Here is an 18020-nt window from a genome sequence, read left to right as displayed (position 1 = left end):
TTGCTTAACATAGCTTTTTAAAGGTTACTTTAAATCACCATATTGATTATTTACATTGAGCTTAACGGCTTTGTTAAAGCCTGGTAACGTCAATTTATCTGTCTCTATTTTTAAACCCGCTTCATCTAACATGCCGTTACCAAACTTATAAATAAGCTCGTACTGACCTAAATCAGCCGCGTTTTGATAGTTACGTTGCATAGCCGTTGTTTGCACTAACCTGTCGGCATAGCAGTTCCATGTTTTATCATCATAACGTTTACTTAATAGTTGTTTTGTCAACGACGGAGAAAACACCGTCGCGGTCGCATTGTTTCCACCAAACCCCTTTGAGTTAACAAAGGCAATATCCATGGGCTGGCACTCATAATGTGCATTGCGTATATCCAAGTGCTCAGCGTGTACGTCATCAGCTACTTTGTCTATCGTTGTGATACCAGGCATAATATTGTGACTGAATACACCTAATGCCATTGCTAGCTGATCGCCACTTGCTGGGGCAATCGTGTGACCTACGAATGCTTTAGGTGCAGCGACTTTCCAGCCATTAATAGCAAATGCTTCAGCGACTTTGTGGTAAATCAAAGATTCGGTTACTCGGTTCTGAGGTGTACTTGAGCCATGGGCTAAAATAAAGCTTCGCTCTTTCAGTGCCTCTGTTCCCGCTATTTGCTCAGCCAAGGCGACCGATTTAGCCATGGTAATATAGTTACCAGGACCTGGCGCTGTTATTGACTTTTTAACACCATCGGCATTAACAAATACATCAACAACAGCGCCCATTATCTCCGCGCCGAGCTCGATTGCTAAAGCATCATCCATTAGAATTACAACTTGCGCACCTTCCCCAATTGTAAAACCACAGTTATCACCAAATGGACGACTGGTTTTTCGATGGTCAACGCTGTCGGTATTATCCAGTTTGCGCAAGCCTTCTTCATTAGCCAACGCCCCCATGGTACCAAATCCTTCAATCACCTCTGGTGTTAAAGCACATTCTACACTTGCCACTACCGCAATACGGGTACGGCCAGCTTGAATATCGTTTACCGCAGCACGTAAGTTGTACAAAAATGTGGCGCATGCGCCGGAAGCCGTAAAAGTAGTCCCTACACTGCCTGTAACGTAAGCATTGATAAAGTCGGTCGACATGGTGTTTAACCCCAATGCCAGTTGCTTTGTACTCACGCGCTCACCTTTCATTCGGCTTCGCACTAACCCCCCAAACCCTTCATCATTCATTTGTCCGGCAATTGAACCCGAATATGTACCAATTTTATCCGGCTCAACGCTGTTCATCACGGCTTCCCAGTTAAGCCCTGTAGAACGAATGGCATCAGTCGCTGCGAATATAGTGGCTTGTAAACCTCGAGGTTGATAACGGCTGTTATACATTGTCGATGGCTCAAAGCCAGTTGGAAACTGACCCGCAGCTTTAATTGGGTTGTCACGGTAACTGTCGTGTTTCACATCGAGTTGATCAGGCACAATGACATTGACCGTCTTGTTATCGATTTCATTAACCTGCCAAGATGATGGCACTGGGTTTGGTAAATCTCTTAAACGACAAGTAAAACGCAAGCCTTCATCGCTGTTAGCTTTGATCGCAAGCTTTTTCTGCCAATGCGTCGCATCAACATCAAAGTGGTTCTTTTCTATTTTGCGGATCAAGGTACCCGCTTTGATTTGATCACCAAGCTTATCTTCAATATCTGACGCTGAGATTATTTCACCATCGTTAGTAACAAGGTCTTTGCCATCATATTTTGCTAAGTTCATCAATGTCGCAAGACCTAAAAACGTCTCTTGACGGGCTTTTTGCCCTAGCTTATCTAAAACGATGCGTCTAAAACCTTGATGAAATGAGGTACGGCCAGAAGCGTTAATACCGCCCATACCGACGATAATTGGTAATGCTGTCATGATGTTCTTATCTATATAACTGCTAATGTCTTGATTCTAGTTGGAAGTGAGATATAAATTTTATAATATTAGCCATATAAAGTGTAATATTCGCCAAACTGTGGTGGTCAGTCCAGATGAAACAAGAAATAAATATCGCATTTACCTTATATGAGCACATGTTGTTCACCAGTGTCACACTTCCAGCTGAAATGCTCAGAGCTGGTGAAGCCTACGCCAAAAGACATTTAGGAGAAAAATTCATTCCTTTAAAACTCAATTGGCTGGCGCAACATGAGCAATCGGTTGAAAATAACTTGGGTATGCAGCTTAGTCCCAATGGCGATTTGACCAAACTTGCTCAACAAGACTACGTCATTATGCCCAGCATATGGCGTAACCCTCGCCCTGTTGTCAGAAAAAATAATGATATCGCCAAGCAACTAGTCATGACTTGGCAACAAGGTGGCACCCTGATAGGGGTTGGAACCGGCGTCTGCTTTTTGGCCGAGTCAGGGCTTTTAAATACTCACCCTGCCACTACTCACTGGCATTACGCAAAGCAATTTCAACGTGATTACCCTCAAGTTGTCTTGAAACCCGATTTTTTCATAACGCAATCAGAACGCATCTACACAGTGGCTAGCCTCAATGCCTTGGCTGATGTCATTGTGCATTTGATCTCTCAGCTTTATGGTCCAGCAGCGGCCAATCACGTGCAACAAAACTTTTCTCATGAAATTCGTAAACCCTATGAAGAGCAACGATATTTAGAAGGCGCTGTCGACAAACACCCTGATGAACAAATTGCGGCGATACAGTTTTGGATGAAGCACAATTTTGCCAATGAGATCACACTCGCAGAAGTCGCTCAACAATTTGATATGAGCTATCGGACCTTTAATCGCCGTTTTAAAGCCGCGACAGGCCAAACTGCTGCTGACTACTTACAAGTCCTTCGCTTAGAAAGCGCAAAGGAGCTTCTAGCAAACAGTAATTTATCTTTGCAGGATATTGCGGTTTCTGTTGGCTTCAGTGCACAAGGTTTATTAACGCGGATCTTCAAAACTCGGTTACAGCAAACCCCCAGCGAATATAGAAAAATCGTAAGGAAAAAGTTATTTTCATAATTGTTCAGCAATACAACAAGGACATATATTATGAAATACCTTGGATGGTGTTTGCTTTCTCTATCATCATTGTTAGTACTTCCAAGTGTCGTGCCCGGTGCGATGTCGTTACTGGCATTCTATTTTTCACTGTTTTCTATATCAAAACCATTAAAACCCATGGAGGTAAGTTTTTTAAGATGACAATGTCTTTTACCGATATTGGACTCTTTATATTTAACGACTATCTCAGAGTGTATGGCGCTTATGAAAAAACAACCTGGGTTGAAAAGCTATTTCTGTATGCAATTTATCTTACTCTTTCTTTATTCAGGCTCTATAAAATTAGCCAGCACAAAAAATCGCGCTAGGTGATCACTGAGCGTTAAAGTGCTATCTATCTCTCGTTTCAAACACCAGAAAAATTGAAATTATACCAAACCTCCGCCCCAATGTTATTTTTTAGTAAAAAAAGCGTTATTTAAGATGGTTTTATTTACAACATGAATAGGAAGGATCACCGTGAAACAATTTATAACCACACTCGCCTGTGTCGGTATGCTAAGCGCATTCAACTCCTTGGCAACGCCCATAAAAAACGTAAGCTACAGTCCATATGTCGACTTTGAATGGGGTGAATGCCCGACGCAATTTCAAAGTTACGACAACAGAAACCAATGTAGTTTGGCTGAAGTGCCACTTGATTGGGATACACCACATGGCAAAAAAATAGATGTTTTGGTCTCTAAGTACCCTGCAAAGTCGGGCAATAGCCAAGGTCAAATTTGGTTTTTACAAGGCGGCCCGGGGGCATCTGGCAGCTTTTACGTTGATGAATATGAGACACACCTCAATCATTTTACTCGAGACTATGACTTATACGTCCTTGAGCATCGAGGTGTCGGATGGTCAACACACTTAACATGCAGTAACCCGCTATTAGTAGACTACGCTGACTATGCGCAAACCTGTTTTAATGACCTCCACCAGCAATGGGGTGAAGGTTTGTATAAATTCACCACAACCTCAGCCGCCAAAGACCTTGAATACGCAATCACAAAAAGTAAAACGCTCGATTGGCAACCCACTTATGTATATGGCGCATCATATGGCACTCTCTGGGCGCAGAGATTTAGTCAAGTCGCCCCCACAGGGGCACAAGGGATCATTTTAGATTCGGTCGTGCCTAGTGAAAAGTTTGGCCTAGATTCATGGGACAAAAACTTCAATGACATCTTCGCCGATATGTTTGCCTATTGCCAAAGTGACGAATTCTGTCGCAGTGAATTAAGCTTAAGCTCAGTAGAAGAACTCAAAACCTTAGTCAACCGTGTTTATGCTTCAGAGCATTGCCCTGCGACTGATTTAAAACGTTTCGAGTTACAGGTTATATCCTTGCTTGCATTAAGCCGCTCAGTTGAGCAAATATTAATGCCCATGTATCACCGGTTAGCTCGATGTAATGATAACGATGTAATCGCACTCAACAACTTGCATAATTTTATGTTCAAAGGCGTAGGCAAACAGTTTATTGAACTCGCCGCTAAAGATCCGTTTAACTCATCGCCCATCGTGTCAAAACTTATTGTCCAAAATGAGATTAATTACAACGAAATCGATCTTCAATCCAAGCTGGCATATTGTAAAGATGCTATTTCATGTATTCCGGGGTACCTGCTGCACCAAAGACATATAGATAAACAAGTGTGGGGAAATCGCTACACAGATCCGTATATCTACCAGCCAACAAGACACTACATGCCAACTCTATTACTCAATGGCGATTTAGACCCACAAACGCCGCATTATTATGTGCCTATTGTTCAAAGCGCGTTTACCAACAACAACCAGCGCTATGTTGAATTGCCTGAAACAGAGCATGGCGTTATTTTTGTTTCTTATAGCAAAAAAGACCATGCAAATACCTGTGGCGTAGATATTATGCATAGCTTCATCAATAATTTATGGTCACAACCAGACACAAGCTGCATTGCCGACTTGAAAGGACTCAACTTTGCAGCAACCCCCTTTGAAAGCCAAGTCATCTTTGGCAGCGTAGAAGCCTATAATGGGACAGCCACCCCCCAATCTTTAACTGATCTAAATACACTAAAGCAAATCAACCCTACCGCGTACACACGTGCATATGGGGCGTTTTTACGCTTAGCTGATTTTTAGAGTCAAACATACACGACTAAACATAGTTGGGCTCCTCTAATATTTGGACTTAGAAGAGCCCTAATTGCCAATACTGCTCTGCCAAATCACTAAAAAACATCCTCTGTAACGCTTTTTGCAGCAATCATACCTAGAGTTGAAACTTAACTAGGATATAATCACATTGTCTTTAATCAAATAACTAAACAGATCCTTCGCCTATGTACGAAACTATCAAACTTAATCTGAACAATTTAAAAAACAACAAAATATTTGAGCTCACAGTCGTAGCCGTGATCATCATTTCCGCTCTGGAAATTGGCGCAAAAACTTTTACATTGTCTAATACTGCAGTCTCAGTCACCTATATTCTCGACATATTTATCACGCTATTCTTTCTATTTGAGATCTCAGTACGTTTTATTGCCGACGATGATAAAAAAAGCTTTTTCAAAAAAGGTTGGAATATTTTTGATACCTTAGTGGTTGCGATTAGCTTGATCCCTATCAACGATAGTGAAATGGCTTTGCTTGCAAGGCTTATTAGGATTTTTCGGGTACTTAGAATGGTATCGGTCGTCCCTGAATTGCGTGTACTGATCAACTCATTAATTAAAGCAATGCCGCAATTAGGCTATGTCATTCTATTAATGTTTATCATTTTCTACATTTATGCCGCAATCGGCAGCTTTGTGTTCGCTGATATAAACCCTGTTTTATGGGGAGATATTGCGATTTCAATGTTGACTTTATTTAGGATCATGACGTTTGAAGATTGGACCGATATTCAATATGAAACAATGGAAGTGTACCCAATGTCATGGGTTTTCTATTTATCATTCATCTTTTTTACTGCATTTGCATTTCTAAACATGGTGATTGGTATTGTGGTAAATGTCATGGAAGATGAGCGTTCAAAATTACGTCAAGAAAAAGAAAGTGCCAAAAATGTTCCAACGATTGAAGACTTGCACAACGAAATCCAAGAATTGAAACATCTGCTCAAACAACAAAATAGTCAATCCAACACTCGCGAATAAAGAAAGGCTACTTATAAACTATGTGACTGAGCTTAGGTAATTCATCTACCGTCGCTCAGTCACTGAATAAAAACCGTGATGATATTCACATCAACTGAAAAAATCATTACACTATTGCTTTAGATTGTCTCGCGAACTTTATCACGAACGTTCACATACATTAATGAGATTGACATGTTCAAGCCACTTTCAAAAACCTGCATCGCTATCATGATGATGGTTGCCTTCATCGGGCAAGCTATGGCTTATCACACTTCATTTTCTATTGAAGCCTCTTCAGACGTCCACATAGTAACCGAACATGTTGAACAACCACAACACATAGAAAGCGCTGACAGTGACTGTCAATTAACAAACTGCTGTGACACTAACTGCTGTGAAATAGACTGTATTTGTCCTGCAAATGCTTGTACGTCAGCACTGTACATACTCAATGAACCACAAATGATCGGCTTTATGTATGTCAATGGACCAATTTATTCGTCTATAAATAAGCAGCCAATTTCCATTTTATCACTCCCTTTTCGCCCCCCAATTTTTACCTCATAAAGAGCACAGCTCCGTCTGTTTTCTGACTTATTAAAAAATAAAAGCGAACTCTGCGCAACGCGCACCATTTTTAGCATTCTTTGAGGTAAATAATGCGAACTAAATTAACTAAGCTGGCCACAGCCATATTACTATTTCCATCACTTTCTCAGGCTGGCGAGCACCATGATGAACATAATCATGACGCCCATGATGATAAAAAAATAGAAAAAATTCAGGTGACAGCATCCCGTTTGGGTCGGATAGTGACCGAGTCTGCGACACGCACCGAAATTATTAATGGAGAAGAAATACAAGAAAAAGCCTTAATGCGGCCAGGAAATATTTCAATGCTCGTTGCCGAAACCGGTGGTGTAAGGGTACAAAACACCTCACCGGCATTAGGTAGCGCAAATATTAGATTACAAAGTTTATACGGCAGATATACTCAGCTTTTAAGTGATGGACTCCCACTCTATGGTGGTCAAACAGCCTCCATTGGACTACTACAAATTCCGCCCACAGATTTAGCTAATGTAGAAATTATCAAAGGCTCTGCGTCTTCTTTGTATGGTGGGTCTGCACTCGGCGGCGTAATAAATCTTATCTCGCGTACACCGTCTGAAGAATTTGAAGGCGAAACGCTATTCAATGCAACGTCAAAGAATGGTCAAGATATCACCGCGTATTTTTCCTCACCGTTAACCGACACACTGAGTGCGTCAGTTACCACGGGGGTACACCATCAAAAAGAACAAGATTTAGACGATGATGGCTGGATAGACTTAGCAGGATATGAGCGAGCAAGCGTGCGACCGCGCTTATATTGGTCTGATGACAGTGGTGCAAATTTATACCTCACCTTTGGTGCAATGACCGAACAACGCCATGGTGGAACATTAAATGACGCCTTACTACCCGATGGCAATCCGTTTGCACAAACGCAAGACTCTGTGCGATTAGACAGTGGTTTTATATTTGATAAACCCTTGGATGACACTCTCAATCTCAATGTGCGAGGCTCTGCCATGCACCAAGAACATGATCATCAATTCGGTCAAATACAAGAAGATGATACACACGAAAGTTACTTAATCGAGTCCAGTGTTTCAGGGTTTAATGAGGCAACTGCTTGGGTATTAGGTATTGCCTATCAATCTGATAAATTCGACTCTGTTGACTACCCAGTGTTTAATTATACCTATGATGTACCTGGTCTTTTCTCGCAGATAGATTATGAAGCCAGCGAAACGACTTCACTGTCACTCAGCGCGCGTGCCGATTGGCACAGTGAATTTGGCACCCAAGTCAGCCCCAGACTATCTGTGCTATACAACCCTGAAAGTTGGACGATAAGAGGCTCATACGGTAAAGGATTTTTTGCGCCAACGCCGTTTATCGAAGACATAGAAGATGTAGGGCTATCACGCCTCGCACCGCTAGAGAACTTAGAGGAAGAACGCGCGACAACAGCATCAATTGATATAAGCTATGTCGTTGATAGTATTGAAGCAAGCGTTACATTATTCGCCTCAGATGTTAAAGGTGTCACAGAGTTACAGCTCATAGACAATGCGCCAGAAAACGCACTACAACAAGTTCAAATTATCAATGCCACAGGTCAAACAGAGATCCGAGGCGCAGAATTGCTGTTACGATATCGCTGGCGAGACATCAAATTGACCGGGAGTTATTTATATACTGACGCCACCAAAGGCGATGGTGGCTTGCTTACACGTACCCCGCTTTCACTCACCCCAAAACACTCAGCGGGTGCAATAATTATGTGGGAAGAACATGGCAGTCATTTAGTCGGATTTGAAGCATACTATACTGGCACACAGCACCTCACAAACAACCCTTATCGTGAAAAAAGCGACGCCTATTGGCATTTAGGCTTATTAGGGCAAATCACTTTGGGCAAAGTCAGCTGGTTTATTAACGCCGAGAATTTACTGGACGTACGACAAACCAAAGAAGACTCGCTCTTATTACCAACACAGTCTCCAAGCGGCAGATGGACGACTGACATATGGTCAAGAAATGATGGTTTTACCGTTAATACCGGATTTCGCTTTCAATTTGGCAGCTAAACCACGTTACAGTGGTGCGCCTTCACGATAAATGAAGTCGTTAGGTTATAAATAATTTTCTGCCACAAGGGATGAGTTTATAACCTAACACTGTGTGATTGCTAAATGTTTATAACATTCTTTTTGCCGCTCTTTGTGCAAGTCAAACTTCCAAACATAGCGGTGTGTTAATGCTTGATGCGTCTTAACTGTTGATCGCTGCGCGCGTCTTATCTTCTTCTATGCTTTTTGTTTTTGATATATGGCTGAATAAACAAAATAATCCCAGTCACCGAGATCACGAGAACAATAAATGAAAGAGGCAACATAAGCCACAGGTTGGCATTTTTTTCAAAGAAAGTGCCATCATGTATCGACTCAATCAATTCTGAATTACGTTCAGCAACATGCAAAATTTCCCCTGTACTGCTGTCTATTTGAATTTCGACGCTGTTATTACTACGAATTTTAGTGATCCCTTTACTCGGTCTCACATCTAATCTATTGATGTCGTTCCAACTTAATATTTGCGCCTCTTCTACCGATTTTGCAATTATCAATACCTGCTCAAAAGGGATGCTAGGTTGGGTGCTTATACCTTTTGCTGTTGGAGGCTGAATAATACTAAATTCTTTTTTTACCAGCAGTAAAATACCGGTAATTAACACTACAAGTAAGGGTAATGAAATGGCAATGCTTGCCCATTTATGAATGGTTCTATTGGTTTTTTTAAAACGCATACTGTCCTTCAAAACTGCCAACGGGTTGATAATTTAACATGTCGTTTTGGTTGAAATGGGGCATCATCATCCAAACTGGCATAATACGCTTTATTGGTAATATTATGCGCACTCAAGCTAACCGATTGTGTGGTATTAATTTGATGCTCAAAGGAAATGTCCCATACCATAAAACGGTCTCGCGCCAGTTCAGAGTCGCCTACTTTCTTGGCCGGTAAATAGTAACGAATAGCATTGACGACGGTCCAATCTTGCAAAGTGAGTAACATATTCCAAGCTAACTTTCTCGGGTGTAGCCCCGCCAATCTTTGTCCCGAATTGTCATTCCCTGATTGCTGCTGATAACTTAAGGTGTGCTCAATCATACTATTTTGATACCACTGTAACTCTGTTTCAAAACCATAAAGCGCTGCTTTGTCGAGATTTTTATAGCTGATTTGTTCGTCACTTGGCTCATAACCTTCTATGTAATTATCTAATTGATAATCATATACAGCACCATATACCCGAACCTGCTCATGCGGGAACCATGTCACTGCCAGTTGGCTTCCTATGCTACTCTCTGGTTTTAATTCATGCTTGCCCGCAATAAGACCGCGCGGTGTTTTGCCAAGGAAAAAGCGCTCCGTCAGTGTTGGATAACGAAAGCCAGTGGCAATATCTAACCCTATCGATAACTGCTCTGACACCGGCTGTAATATAGCAAAAGAAGCATTTAACTTCCTATCAATGGTACTGTATGCCAATTGATTGTGTTGTTTTATCCAGTCATATCTAACACCCAAATCAAACGTGGTATCTCGCCATTGCCAAGCCGATTTACCATATAAACCGAGGTTGTCTTCTTTGCCTGCCATCTCGTTGTTCATTCGTTCACTCTGAGCAGTTAAGTCTGCATTGAATAGGCGATAATCGCTGGTGATCTTTACCCCTTTTCGCGAGAGCCAATCAACTCCCCAGTGCGTTTTAAAGTCGTCTATCATTACTTGCTGCAACCATTGACCACCCAGTGTATGGCCCTGATACTGTGTAAGGCCATCATAGCGTTCTAGCCTCAGCGTTTTGCTATCCCAATTTTGATAATGATGAAATAGCTTAGCAGACCATTGCTCCCCTGCATTCATTTGCAGTTGCGCCAACGAGTGACGTTCTTTTGGGTAACTACTCACTTGTTTTATTGGGAACTTTCGATTGCTTTTACCAATATTTTTTCCATAGCTTGGGAGCCAAGAAACCGTTGTGGTGACGCCATTATGCACGTTTTTATACCTGAGCAACCCAGAAGCTCGCTCAAAGTGCGAATTTAACGATGTGCCATCCACGGCTTTATCATTGTTGGCATGTTGATAGGCAAACGCTGAGGTAAAGTCATGTAGTTGATGATTCACCGCAAAACTCATGCCTTCACCCGCTGTTTTACCTGATAGCGTCAGTTGCGTTTGATCTGGCGCCTCGGTGCTTAAACTGACTACGCCCCCTAACGCTTGAGAACCATAAAGGGTTGAACTTGGCCCTTTGATCACATGACCTAAACTAAACAATTCTGGGGCAATAAATGAAGCTGAATTACCAGCTCGTCTATCTGTAATAATAGGAATACCGTCAATCTCAGTTCTTATTCTACCTCGACTGAACCCTCGAATGGAATAACTCTGAAATTGTCCACCTTGCCCTGATAGATTGACTCCTACCAATGTGGCAAGTTGATCGGCAATCGTTCTGTTTAAAGAATAGTTAAGCTGATCGTCAATATCTGACACAGCTTGGCCAGCCCCTGCGATTGCCAAAGGCTGTTTCGGTAATAAAATCTCCATGATTTCAAATTCACGCTCGTTGGCATTACTGAGCCAAGAAAGCGTGCATAATAAAATGGAATACATCGTTTTCATGTTGAGATACTGCTTTAGTCGTTGGTTATTACAAAAGGAGGGGCACTAAAATATTGCGATAAAACATAGAGGCAGCCATCAGTGCGAGGCTTTACTCTCACTGATGGCTTCCCGTTAAACTTAACGCTAAACTTAGCCTTGAATACAAGATAAACAGCATCACAACATGCAATGCTGTTTATCAATCGCGTTAGCGAGTGATCAGTGGTGCACCTGTTGTCCAAGGACCACCTGCGTCAATCACTGATTTTTGCAAGTTAGGCACGGTACTTTCTTGTAACTCTTTCACACGTTTACTGACACTGTCTAACCGTTTAATCGCATAAGAAAACTGCTCTTTATGCTGTTGCGTCGGCCCATAAGATGACCAAGCTGCCGTCATCGCATAACCCAATCGGCTCGAAATATTTGCCGGTTTTGTGCCCATACGATTACGAGAGTTTAAGCCATTTAGGTCAAAGTGGATCTCATTAGCTTCGCTCTGAATATCTGCATAGCTCGTTTCTAATGATTCAATGTTACCCGGTGTACGATCTATTGCAGTACGCAAGGTTTTCATCGTTTTTTTCAACTCACCCAATACTGCATTTACCGCTGTAATTCGCTTCTGAGCCTCGGAGACTTGTTTGCCAAATGCCAGTACCTCTTTGTTAGTCGCAGTAGAAAATGCACTGTCCGTAATTGGCTTTAACTCAAATTCAACTGGGCTGGCCAGCTGAGACACAACACCATTTACACGTTTGTGCAAGGTCGCAGTATATTTACCCGGAATGGCCATTAAGCCGGCATTGAATGGGCTCCACCCCGATGACTCGGCACCGGTAACCGCTTTACCTGACGCATAAGTCATATCCCATGTAACGCGATGTAATCCTTTTTTCGCTTTACCTGATACACGGTTTACAAACTCACCTGACGCATCTCGAATTTCAAGGTAGACCACTGGCTTGGCTTCTTGATTTTCTTTCTCAATATCTTCCCAATCTGGGTATTTAGGGTAGTTTTTCTCTTTAACCATCTCTTTTTCAGCTTCTTGACGCGTTTCTTTTGCCGTTAATAAGCTCTCTTTTAAGAAATAAGTTAACGTTGCGCCATGTTCTGGGTTTTTCGCTGAAAAACGATCATCGCCGTCAGTATTGGCATGATTACCATCTAATTGAAACCATTTAACTGGTCGGCTCGGCGCGATCAATAGTGCATCTTGCTCCATCGACTGTTCGGTTAGTTTTCGCAGTGGGGCATAATCATCAAGAATATAAATACCACGACCAAAAGTCCCAGCAACCAAGTCGTTTTCACGACGCTGTATTTTTACATCTCGGGTGGCAATCGTTGGGATCCCACCATCTAATTCAGTCCATTTCTTACCCCCATCTACGGTGAAGAAAATACCAAATTCTGTACCAATAAACATAAGATCTTTTTTCACATGATCTTGTACGATACGCCAAACCAAGTGTTTCTCAGGCAATGTATCTGCCAATGATTGCCAACTCTTCCCTAAGTCAGTTGACTTTATAAGGTAAGGTTTGAAATCCCCATATTTATGGTTATCCAGTGCAACATAAACGGTTTTATCATCAAATAAGTCAGCCCGAATATCATTAACATACGCGGTTGCTGGCACACCATCAACATTACTCAAATCAATCTTTTTCCAATTTTTACCACCATTGGTTGTGACTTGAATAAGGCCATCATCCGTGCCTGCCCATAGAACGTCTTCGTTCACTGGGCTTTCTGTGAAATTTGCAATGGTATGATATTCAGACATTGCATAAATATCCCAGCCCGCTTCTACTGACCACGTTCTGCCCATCATCGGCATGTGCATGCGATTACCATTTTTAGTCAAATCGCCTGATATTGGGTTCCAACTATCACCTCGATCGTCTGAACGCCAAACCCGTTGTGATGCAAAATATAGTCGCTTGGCATCGTGACTGGATACATTAATAGGTGCATCCCAGTTAAAGCGCTCAGCAGGCTCGCCCGGACGCGGTTGCGGTTTTATATAAACACCTTCACGGGTTTTTAGATCATGACGTGTTAAATTGCCTTGTTGCCACTGTGAATACATAATATCTGGATTACCCGGTTCTACCGCAGGTTGATGGCCGTCACCACCTAGCGTTAAAAACCAGTCTTTGTTTTTGATCCCTTCAGAGCGAGCGGTACGTGAAGGGCCACCTTGCGTAGAATTATCTTGCGCCCCCGCATAAACCGTATAAAACGGTTCGGCATCATCTGGGGCGACTTTATAAAATTGCGTCAGCGGTAAATTTGCCATGAAACGCCAGTTCGCCATGCGATCATGTGACATGTAAATACCACCATCAGAGCCTATAAGGACAAAATCTGGATCTGTCGGGTGAAAAGCAAAAGCATGGTCGTCTACATGTTTGCGTTTTGTACTGATTGGTGTCCACGTTTTACCACCATCGTTAGACACTTTACTGTAGTTACTCGCAATGTAGACCCGATCAAATTGATGAGGGTCTGCAAAAATTTCTTGATAATAATGAGGGCCGGTGCCACCACCTACTTCGTCAGATTCTTTACTCCAACTCGCGCCTTGGTTCTGCGAGCGATAAAAGCCACCTTTACGGTTATCAGTTTCAATTGTTGCGTATAGCACATCGGGGTTTGTCGGCGAAATCGCCATACCAATTTTACCCATGTTGCCAGTAGGTAATCCTGTTTTTAGCGCCTGCCAAGTTTCACCACCGTCATCTGAGGTATGAATGCCCGCACCTGGGCCAGTACCAACATAAGAGGCCACCGTTCTTTGACGAGACCATGTAGCAGCGTAAAGCTTGTTTGGGTTCCTAGGGTCAATTAATAACGAAGTAACACCGGTCCACTCATTTTCAGGTTTCAAAACTTGCTTCCAAGTCTCACCGCCATCAGTGGTTTTGTATAAACCCCGCTCACCGCCACTGGTCCATAATGGGCCTTGTACCGACACCCATACGGTTTTTGAGTCTGTTGGGTGAACAATAATATCGGAAATACGTTCAGAGTTTTTCAGCCCCATGTTTTTCCATGTTTTTCCACCATCTAGTGACTTATAAACACCATCACCAAAACTAATGTGACGACCACCGTTATTTTCGCCTGTGCCGACCCATATAATGTTCGAATTGCTTGGGTCTATCGTTACATCACCCGTCGAATATACAGCTTGCTTATCAAAAATAGGCGTCCAAGTCGTCCCCGCGTTTACCGTTTTCCATACCCCGCCAGAGCCAACTGCGGAATACCATGTTGACGGGTTATTCTGGTCAACTGCAATGTCTGCGATACGTCCAGACATGTAAGCAGGACCAATATTACGAAGCTTCATCGCTTCAAACGTTTCACTACTAAAAATTGATTTTTCTTGTTCACTATTTTCTGCGAATACATGAGCAGAAGCCAATGCTAAGGAGACAGCTAATGCTGTTTTTGCGAGAGTTTTCATTTTCACACCAAAGTCTGTTTTTATATTATTCAATTCGAACATTAACCTAACAAATAAAACAAGTGTGTAAAAAATCGCTCAAGTTACAAAAAACACAGTCGAAATGTGATATTGTAACGATTTGTGCAATTATCATCCTAACTAACCAAACCGTTGAAATATTCAGTGTATTTCTATCTCAAAAAAATAACTCACAGGTTCAACTTGTTGTAATCAATCAGAACATTTCGATATAAGTGGATAATTTAAACGTTAAATATTAAATCGGCTCACAAAACAGTGCAGAAAAACAACAGGCAGATCTAGCTATAAATTAATCAGCTGAATGGCCTAGTCGCAACGTGTAACGTGTTCACCGCTCTTTAGCAAAATAACTGCTTAATGAAAAGTTGTCTGTAAAATGGTCAAAATAAGCCTGCCCAAATACGCGCATTGTGGTGACTTGAGAGTAAGAAAGTAAGATATATAGACAAGCCCAGTGTGGCACTTAGGATTTCACAGATATTGAAATTGGCTTAAAGCAGACTCGACAACTTCTAAGCAGATATTTCATAGCCTTATGTCAGCGAACTAAAGTGCTTACCGAGCTTGGCAAGAATTTATATCAATTAAAGGTATAAACACAACGTTAGCCCATGTTTATAAGTTCCATAGGGGGTTAAACATTCGTATTTTGAAGTGGATAAACAGCTTAAGATTCAACTTTTTCAGCTTTTTTTTTCTTCAATTTTTTATCTTGATCAAAATGCCATTTAATGGCAAAAAAGCCAGCCACACATAACGCAATAACTTTAATCGCCATAAAAACATAAGGGAAAAAATCTGACCAATGTGTCATTAATATCTCCATACTATTACTGTTGTCTTTTAATCAGGAGAGAGACTACAATTACAACATTGAAATAGACCTAACTTTAAAATAAAGCAATATGCTTGCAATACCTATGAAGGTATCCGTTTCTCTCTTAAGCAAAATACTCGATCCATGAATATTGAGCAACTAATATTTAAGTTGTACTTAGCAAATCAGGAATATGACCTAATTAAGTAAAAAATGCTATAAGCAAGTGGAATATCAAGCCCAAATATCACCCAACAATAGAAACGAAGACATATCCAACTTCATATCAGCCTGATATTTTAGTGATACTACATTCAATCGGAAATATTCGGTCGCACAGAAAATAAAAAATTAACTTTAATAAGCCGACATCTACAAAAATGACAAAACAGGGTCATGCATTTAAAAATAAATTAAAAAACGAGCTTTTATAAAAAAATCAATGCCAGCACACAATCATTACTAACACACTATTTGACTATCAGAATGCACAGAATAGGGAACTGGCTAAATTAAAAGCGATCGTCAAAAAAATAAAAGCTAATATAATTTGTTGTCGCCTAATGGTACTTCCATTTCATTATTAGTTTTAACTGGGCCACCGATCATTTCATCATAGGCACTTGATTGTCGAATAACTTGGTTATTTGTACGAACATGTTGAAGCTTTTTTTGCAGGCTTAGTAAATTGTGACTTTTTAGTCTTTCACCTTTTTCATCCGTTATCATGTGTTCTTCACCTTCAACAATAGCACTTACATTGTACAAGGCTAAATCAAGGCTGTGAAAAACCACTTTTTCAACTTCAAAGAATTTCTCTAATTTACTTAATTTCATAAACACTCCTAAACAAATACTATACGGACTGTAAGCTAACTTAGATCTGTTCGACTCAATTAAACTCAGGGCGGGATCACACTTTGTAAACAAGGCAAATCTATGATCTAATAGCATCAGTTTTTCCTATTTATTTATCGCAATGTCTTTATTTTCTCATCTCGAACTAGTCAAAGAAAACCGCTCAACGATTAATCAGCACTATAACCTGGTTGATATCATATTTCTGATAATAAGCGCCATAACCTCAGGCTGTGAAGGTTGGCAAGGTATTGAAATATATGGTAATAAAAAACTCCCATGGTTAAGACGTTTTCGCTCTTTTGCACACGGTATTCCCACGCGGCACAGTATCGCTCATATCTTTCGAGGCCTTGATAACGACTCATTACTGCTAGCTCTGTACAGCTGAGTAAATCAACAACGAGAAAAGTCAGGCATGCCAGTCATCGCTTTTGACGGCAAGACTATTCGTGGTGCGAGCAAACGCGCGACGGATAAACTTCATTTGGTTTCGGCTTACGATTGCGATTCAGGGCTGACCTTGCTCCATAACTGTGTCGATGGCAAAACGAATGAAATCCCAGCAGTACGTGAATTACTTCACATGCTTGATATTACTAGTGCGATGGTCACATTAGATGCAATGCATTGCCAAAAAGAGACGCTAAACCAACTTATCAGCCGCAAAGCAGACTATGTGGTGCAAGCTAAGGGCAATCAGAAAAAACTATATTCGGCAATTTCAAATGTATTCCAACAACAATTTGATGCTGGCGAGCTGGGGATGGACACGCAAGTCACTTCAGATAAGGGGCATGGTCGAGAGGAAATACGAACTGTTTATAGACTTGATGCGACTTTATTAAATAAAGACATTAGGCAAGACTGGCCAGGCATTCAATCTATTATTGGTGTTGAGCGCACTCGGACGAAGGGAAATAAATTGTTCAATGTCTTTATTTAAAAAGGTTTGCTGCGCTGAGTCTAGCCGCTCACCTTGAAGGGACTTATGAGACAGTATGGTGCCTTTAAACAGCTTATGCCATCTGATAATCATCGCTTTATCACTCAGTCTTTTAGCTTTTATATCATCTACATAAAGTACAATATGCGTATGGTTACTCATCACCGCATACGCACACACATCAATACAAAACACTTTTGAAAGTTCTAGCAGCTTTGCTTCTATCCACCCTCTTCTATGTTCATACGATTGCCCTGTTACCTTATCTTCACCACACAAATAGGCACGACGAACACACCGTGAAATACAATGATAGTATTTGGTATCCGTTAAACTCACTTGTCTTTTACGTGCTGTAGCCATGTGGTAAAACGCCTATCTTTTAAGCTGAATTTAAAAGATAGGAAATGAATGAAAAACAATCAATTTTGAATGGATGTCAATTAAAACTTTTAAATGGATGTCAATTAAAACT

General features: G+C 41.2%; 11 protein-coding genes and 2 pseudogenes. 6 read left to right on the top strand and 7 right to left on the bottom strand.

Annotated elements, in window-relative coordinates; all coding sequences use genetic code 11:
- Positions 1 to 24: 24 nt before the first annotated feature.
- Complete coding sequence (locus CWC18_RS00065; RefSeq protein ID WP_138592100.1) at positions 25 to 1923, bottom strand: beta-ketoacyl synthase; 1899 nt, start codon at positions 1921 to 1923, stop codon at positions 25 to 27.
- A gap of 116 nt (positions 1924 to 2039) precedes the next feature.
- Between CWC18_RS00065 and CWC18_RS00060 the strand changes: the two genes are divergently transcribed.
- From CWC18_RS00060 to CWC18_RS00040, 5 genes are all read left to right on the top strand, one after another.
- Positions 2040 to 3032: a GlxA family transcriptional regulator gene (locus tag CWC18_RS00060; RefSeq protein WP_138592099.1), complete on the top strand. Its 993-nt coding sequence runs from the start codon at positions 2040 to 2042 to the stop codon at positions 3030 to 3032.
- Between the two features lie 501 nt (positions 3033 to 3533).
- Positions 3534 to 5189 carry an alpha/beta fold hydrolase gene (locus tag CWC18_RS00055; RefSeq protein ID WP_138592098.1) on the top strand — a complete coding sequence of 552 codons (1656 nt, stop codon included), beginning with the start codon at positions 3534 to 3536 and terminating at the stop codon, positions 5187 to 5189.
- A gap of 200 nt (positions 5190 to 5389) precedes the next feature.
- Positions 5390 to 6208, top strand: coding sequence for an ion transporter (locus tag CWC18_RS00050; protein WP_138592097.1), 819 nt, complete (start codon positions 5390 to 5392; stop codon positions 6206 to 6208).
- Between the two features lie 174 nt (positions 6209 to 6382).
- On the top strand, positions 6383 to 6757 hold the full coding sequence (locus CWC18_RS00045) for a hypothetical protein (RefSeq protein ID WP_138592096.1): 375 nt from the start codon (positions 6383 to 6385) through the stop codon (positions 6755 to 6757).
- Between the two features lie 92 nt (positions 6758 to 6849).
- Complete coding sequence (locus CWC18_RS00040; RefSeq protein WP_138592095.1) at positions 6850 to 8829, top strand: TonB-dependent receptor plug domain-containing protein; 1980 nt, start codon at positions 6850 to 6852, stop codon at positions 8827 to 8829.
- A 209-nt stretch (positions 8830 to 9038) separates the two neighbouring features.
- On the opposite strand, the gene CWC18_RS00035 is transcribed toward CWC18_RS00040, so the two are convergent.
- The 5 genes from CWC18_RS00035 to CWC18_RS00020 all read right to left on the bottom strand — a co-directional run bounded on the left by CWC18_RS00035 (position 9039) and on the right by CWC18_RS00020 (position 16578).
- Entirely contained in the window at positions 9039 to 9548 is a 510-nt protein-coding gene (locus CWC18_RS00035) for a PepSY-associated TM helix domain-containing protein (protein WP_138592094.1), read from the bottom strand.
- An 8-nt stretch (positions 9549 to 9556) separates the two neighbouring features.
- Positions 9557 to 11437: a TonB-dependent receptor gene (locus tag CWC18_RS00030; protein WP_138592093.1), complete on the bottom strand. Its 1881-nt coding sequence runs from the start codon at positions 11435 to 11437 to the stop codon at positions 9557 to 9559.
- Positions 11438 to 11627: 190 nt separating this feature from the next.
- A complete protein-coding gene (locus tag CWC18_RS00025) occupies positions 11628 to 14900 on the bottom strand; it encodes a VPS10 domain-containing protein (protein WP_138592092.1) in 3273 nt (1090 codons plus the stop codon).
- Between the two features lie 691 nt (positions 14901 to 15591).
- Positions 15592 to 15738, bottom strand: coding sequence for a hypothetical protein (locus CWC18_RS20915; RefSeq protein ID WP_171040991.1), 147 nt, complete (start codon positions 15736 to 15738; stop codon positions 15592 to 15594).
- Positions 15739 to 16281: 543 nt separating this feature from the next.
- On the bottom strand, positions 16282 to 16578 hold the full coding sequence (locus tag CWC18_RS00020; protein WP_138592091.1) for a DUF6482 family protein: 297 nt from the start codon (positions 16576 to 16578) through the stop codon (positions 16282 to 16284).
- A gap of 142 nt (positions 16579 to 16720) precedes the next feature.
- On the opposite strand from CWC18_RS00020, the pseudogene CWC18_RS21340 reads away from it, so the two are divergent.
- Positions 16721 to 17524 (top strand): annotated as a pseudogene (locus CWC18_RS21340) (ISAs1 family transposase); the annotation flags it as partial.
- On the opposite strand, the pseudogene CWC18_RS00005 reads toward CWC18_RS21340, so the two are convergent.
- A pseudogene (locus tag CWC18_RS00005) lies at positions 17522 to 17908 on the bottom strand (transposase); the annotation flags it as partial. The pseudogenes CWC18_RS21340 and CWC18_RS00005 sit on opposite strands and share 3 nt — an antisense overlap.
- Positions 17909 to 18020: the final 112 nt, after the last annotated feature.

Origin of the sequence: Pseudoalteromonas aurantia (assembly GCF_005886875.1) — a bacterium.
Taxonomy (GTDB): Bacteria; Pseudomonadota; Gammaproteobacteria; order Enterobacterales; family Alteromonadaceae; genus Pseudoalteromonas; species Pseudoalteromonas aurantia_A.
Note: the sequence above shows the minus strand (reverse complement) of the source record. Positions and strands in the feature narration are given on the sequence as shown.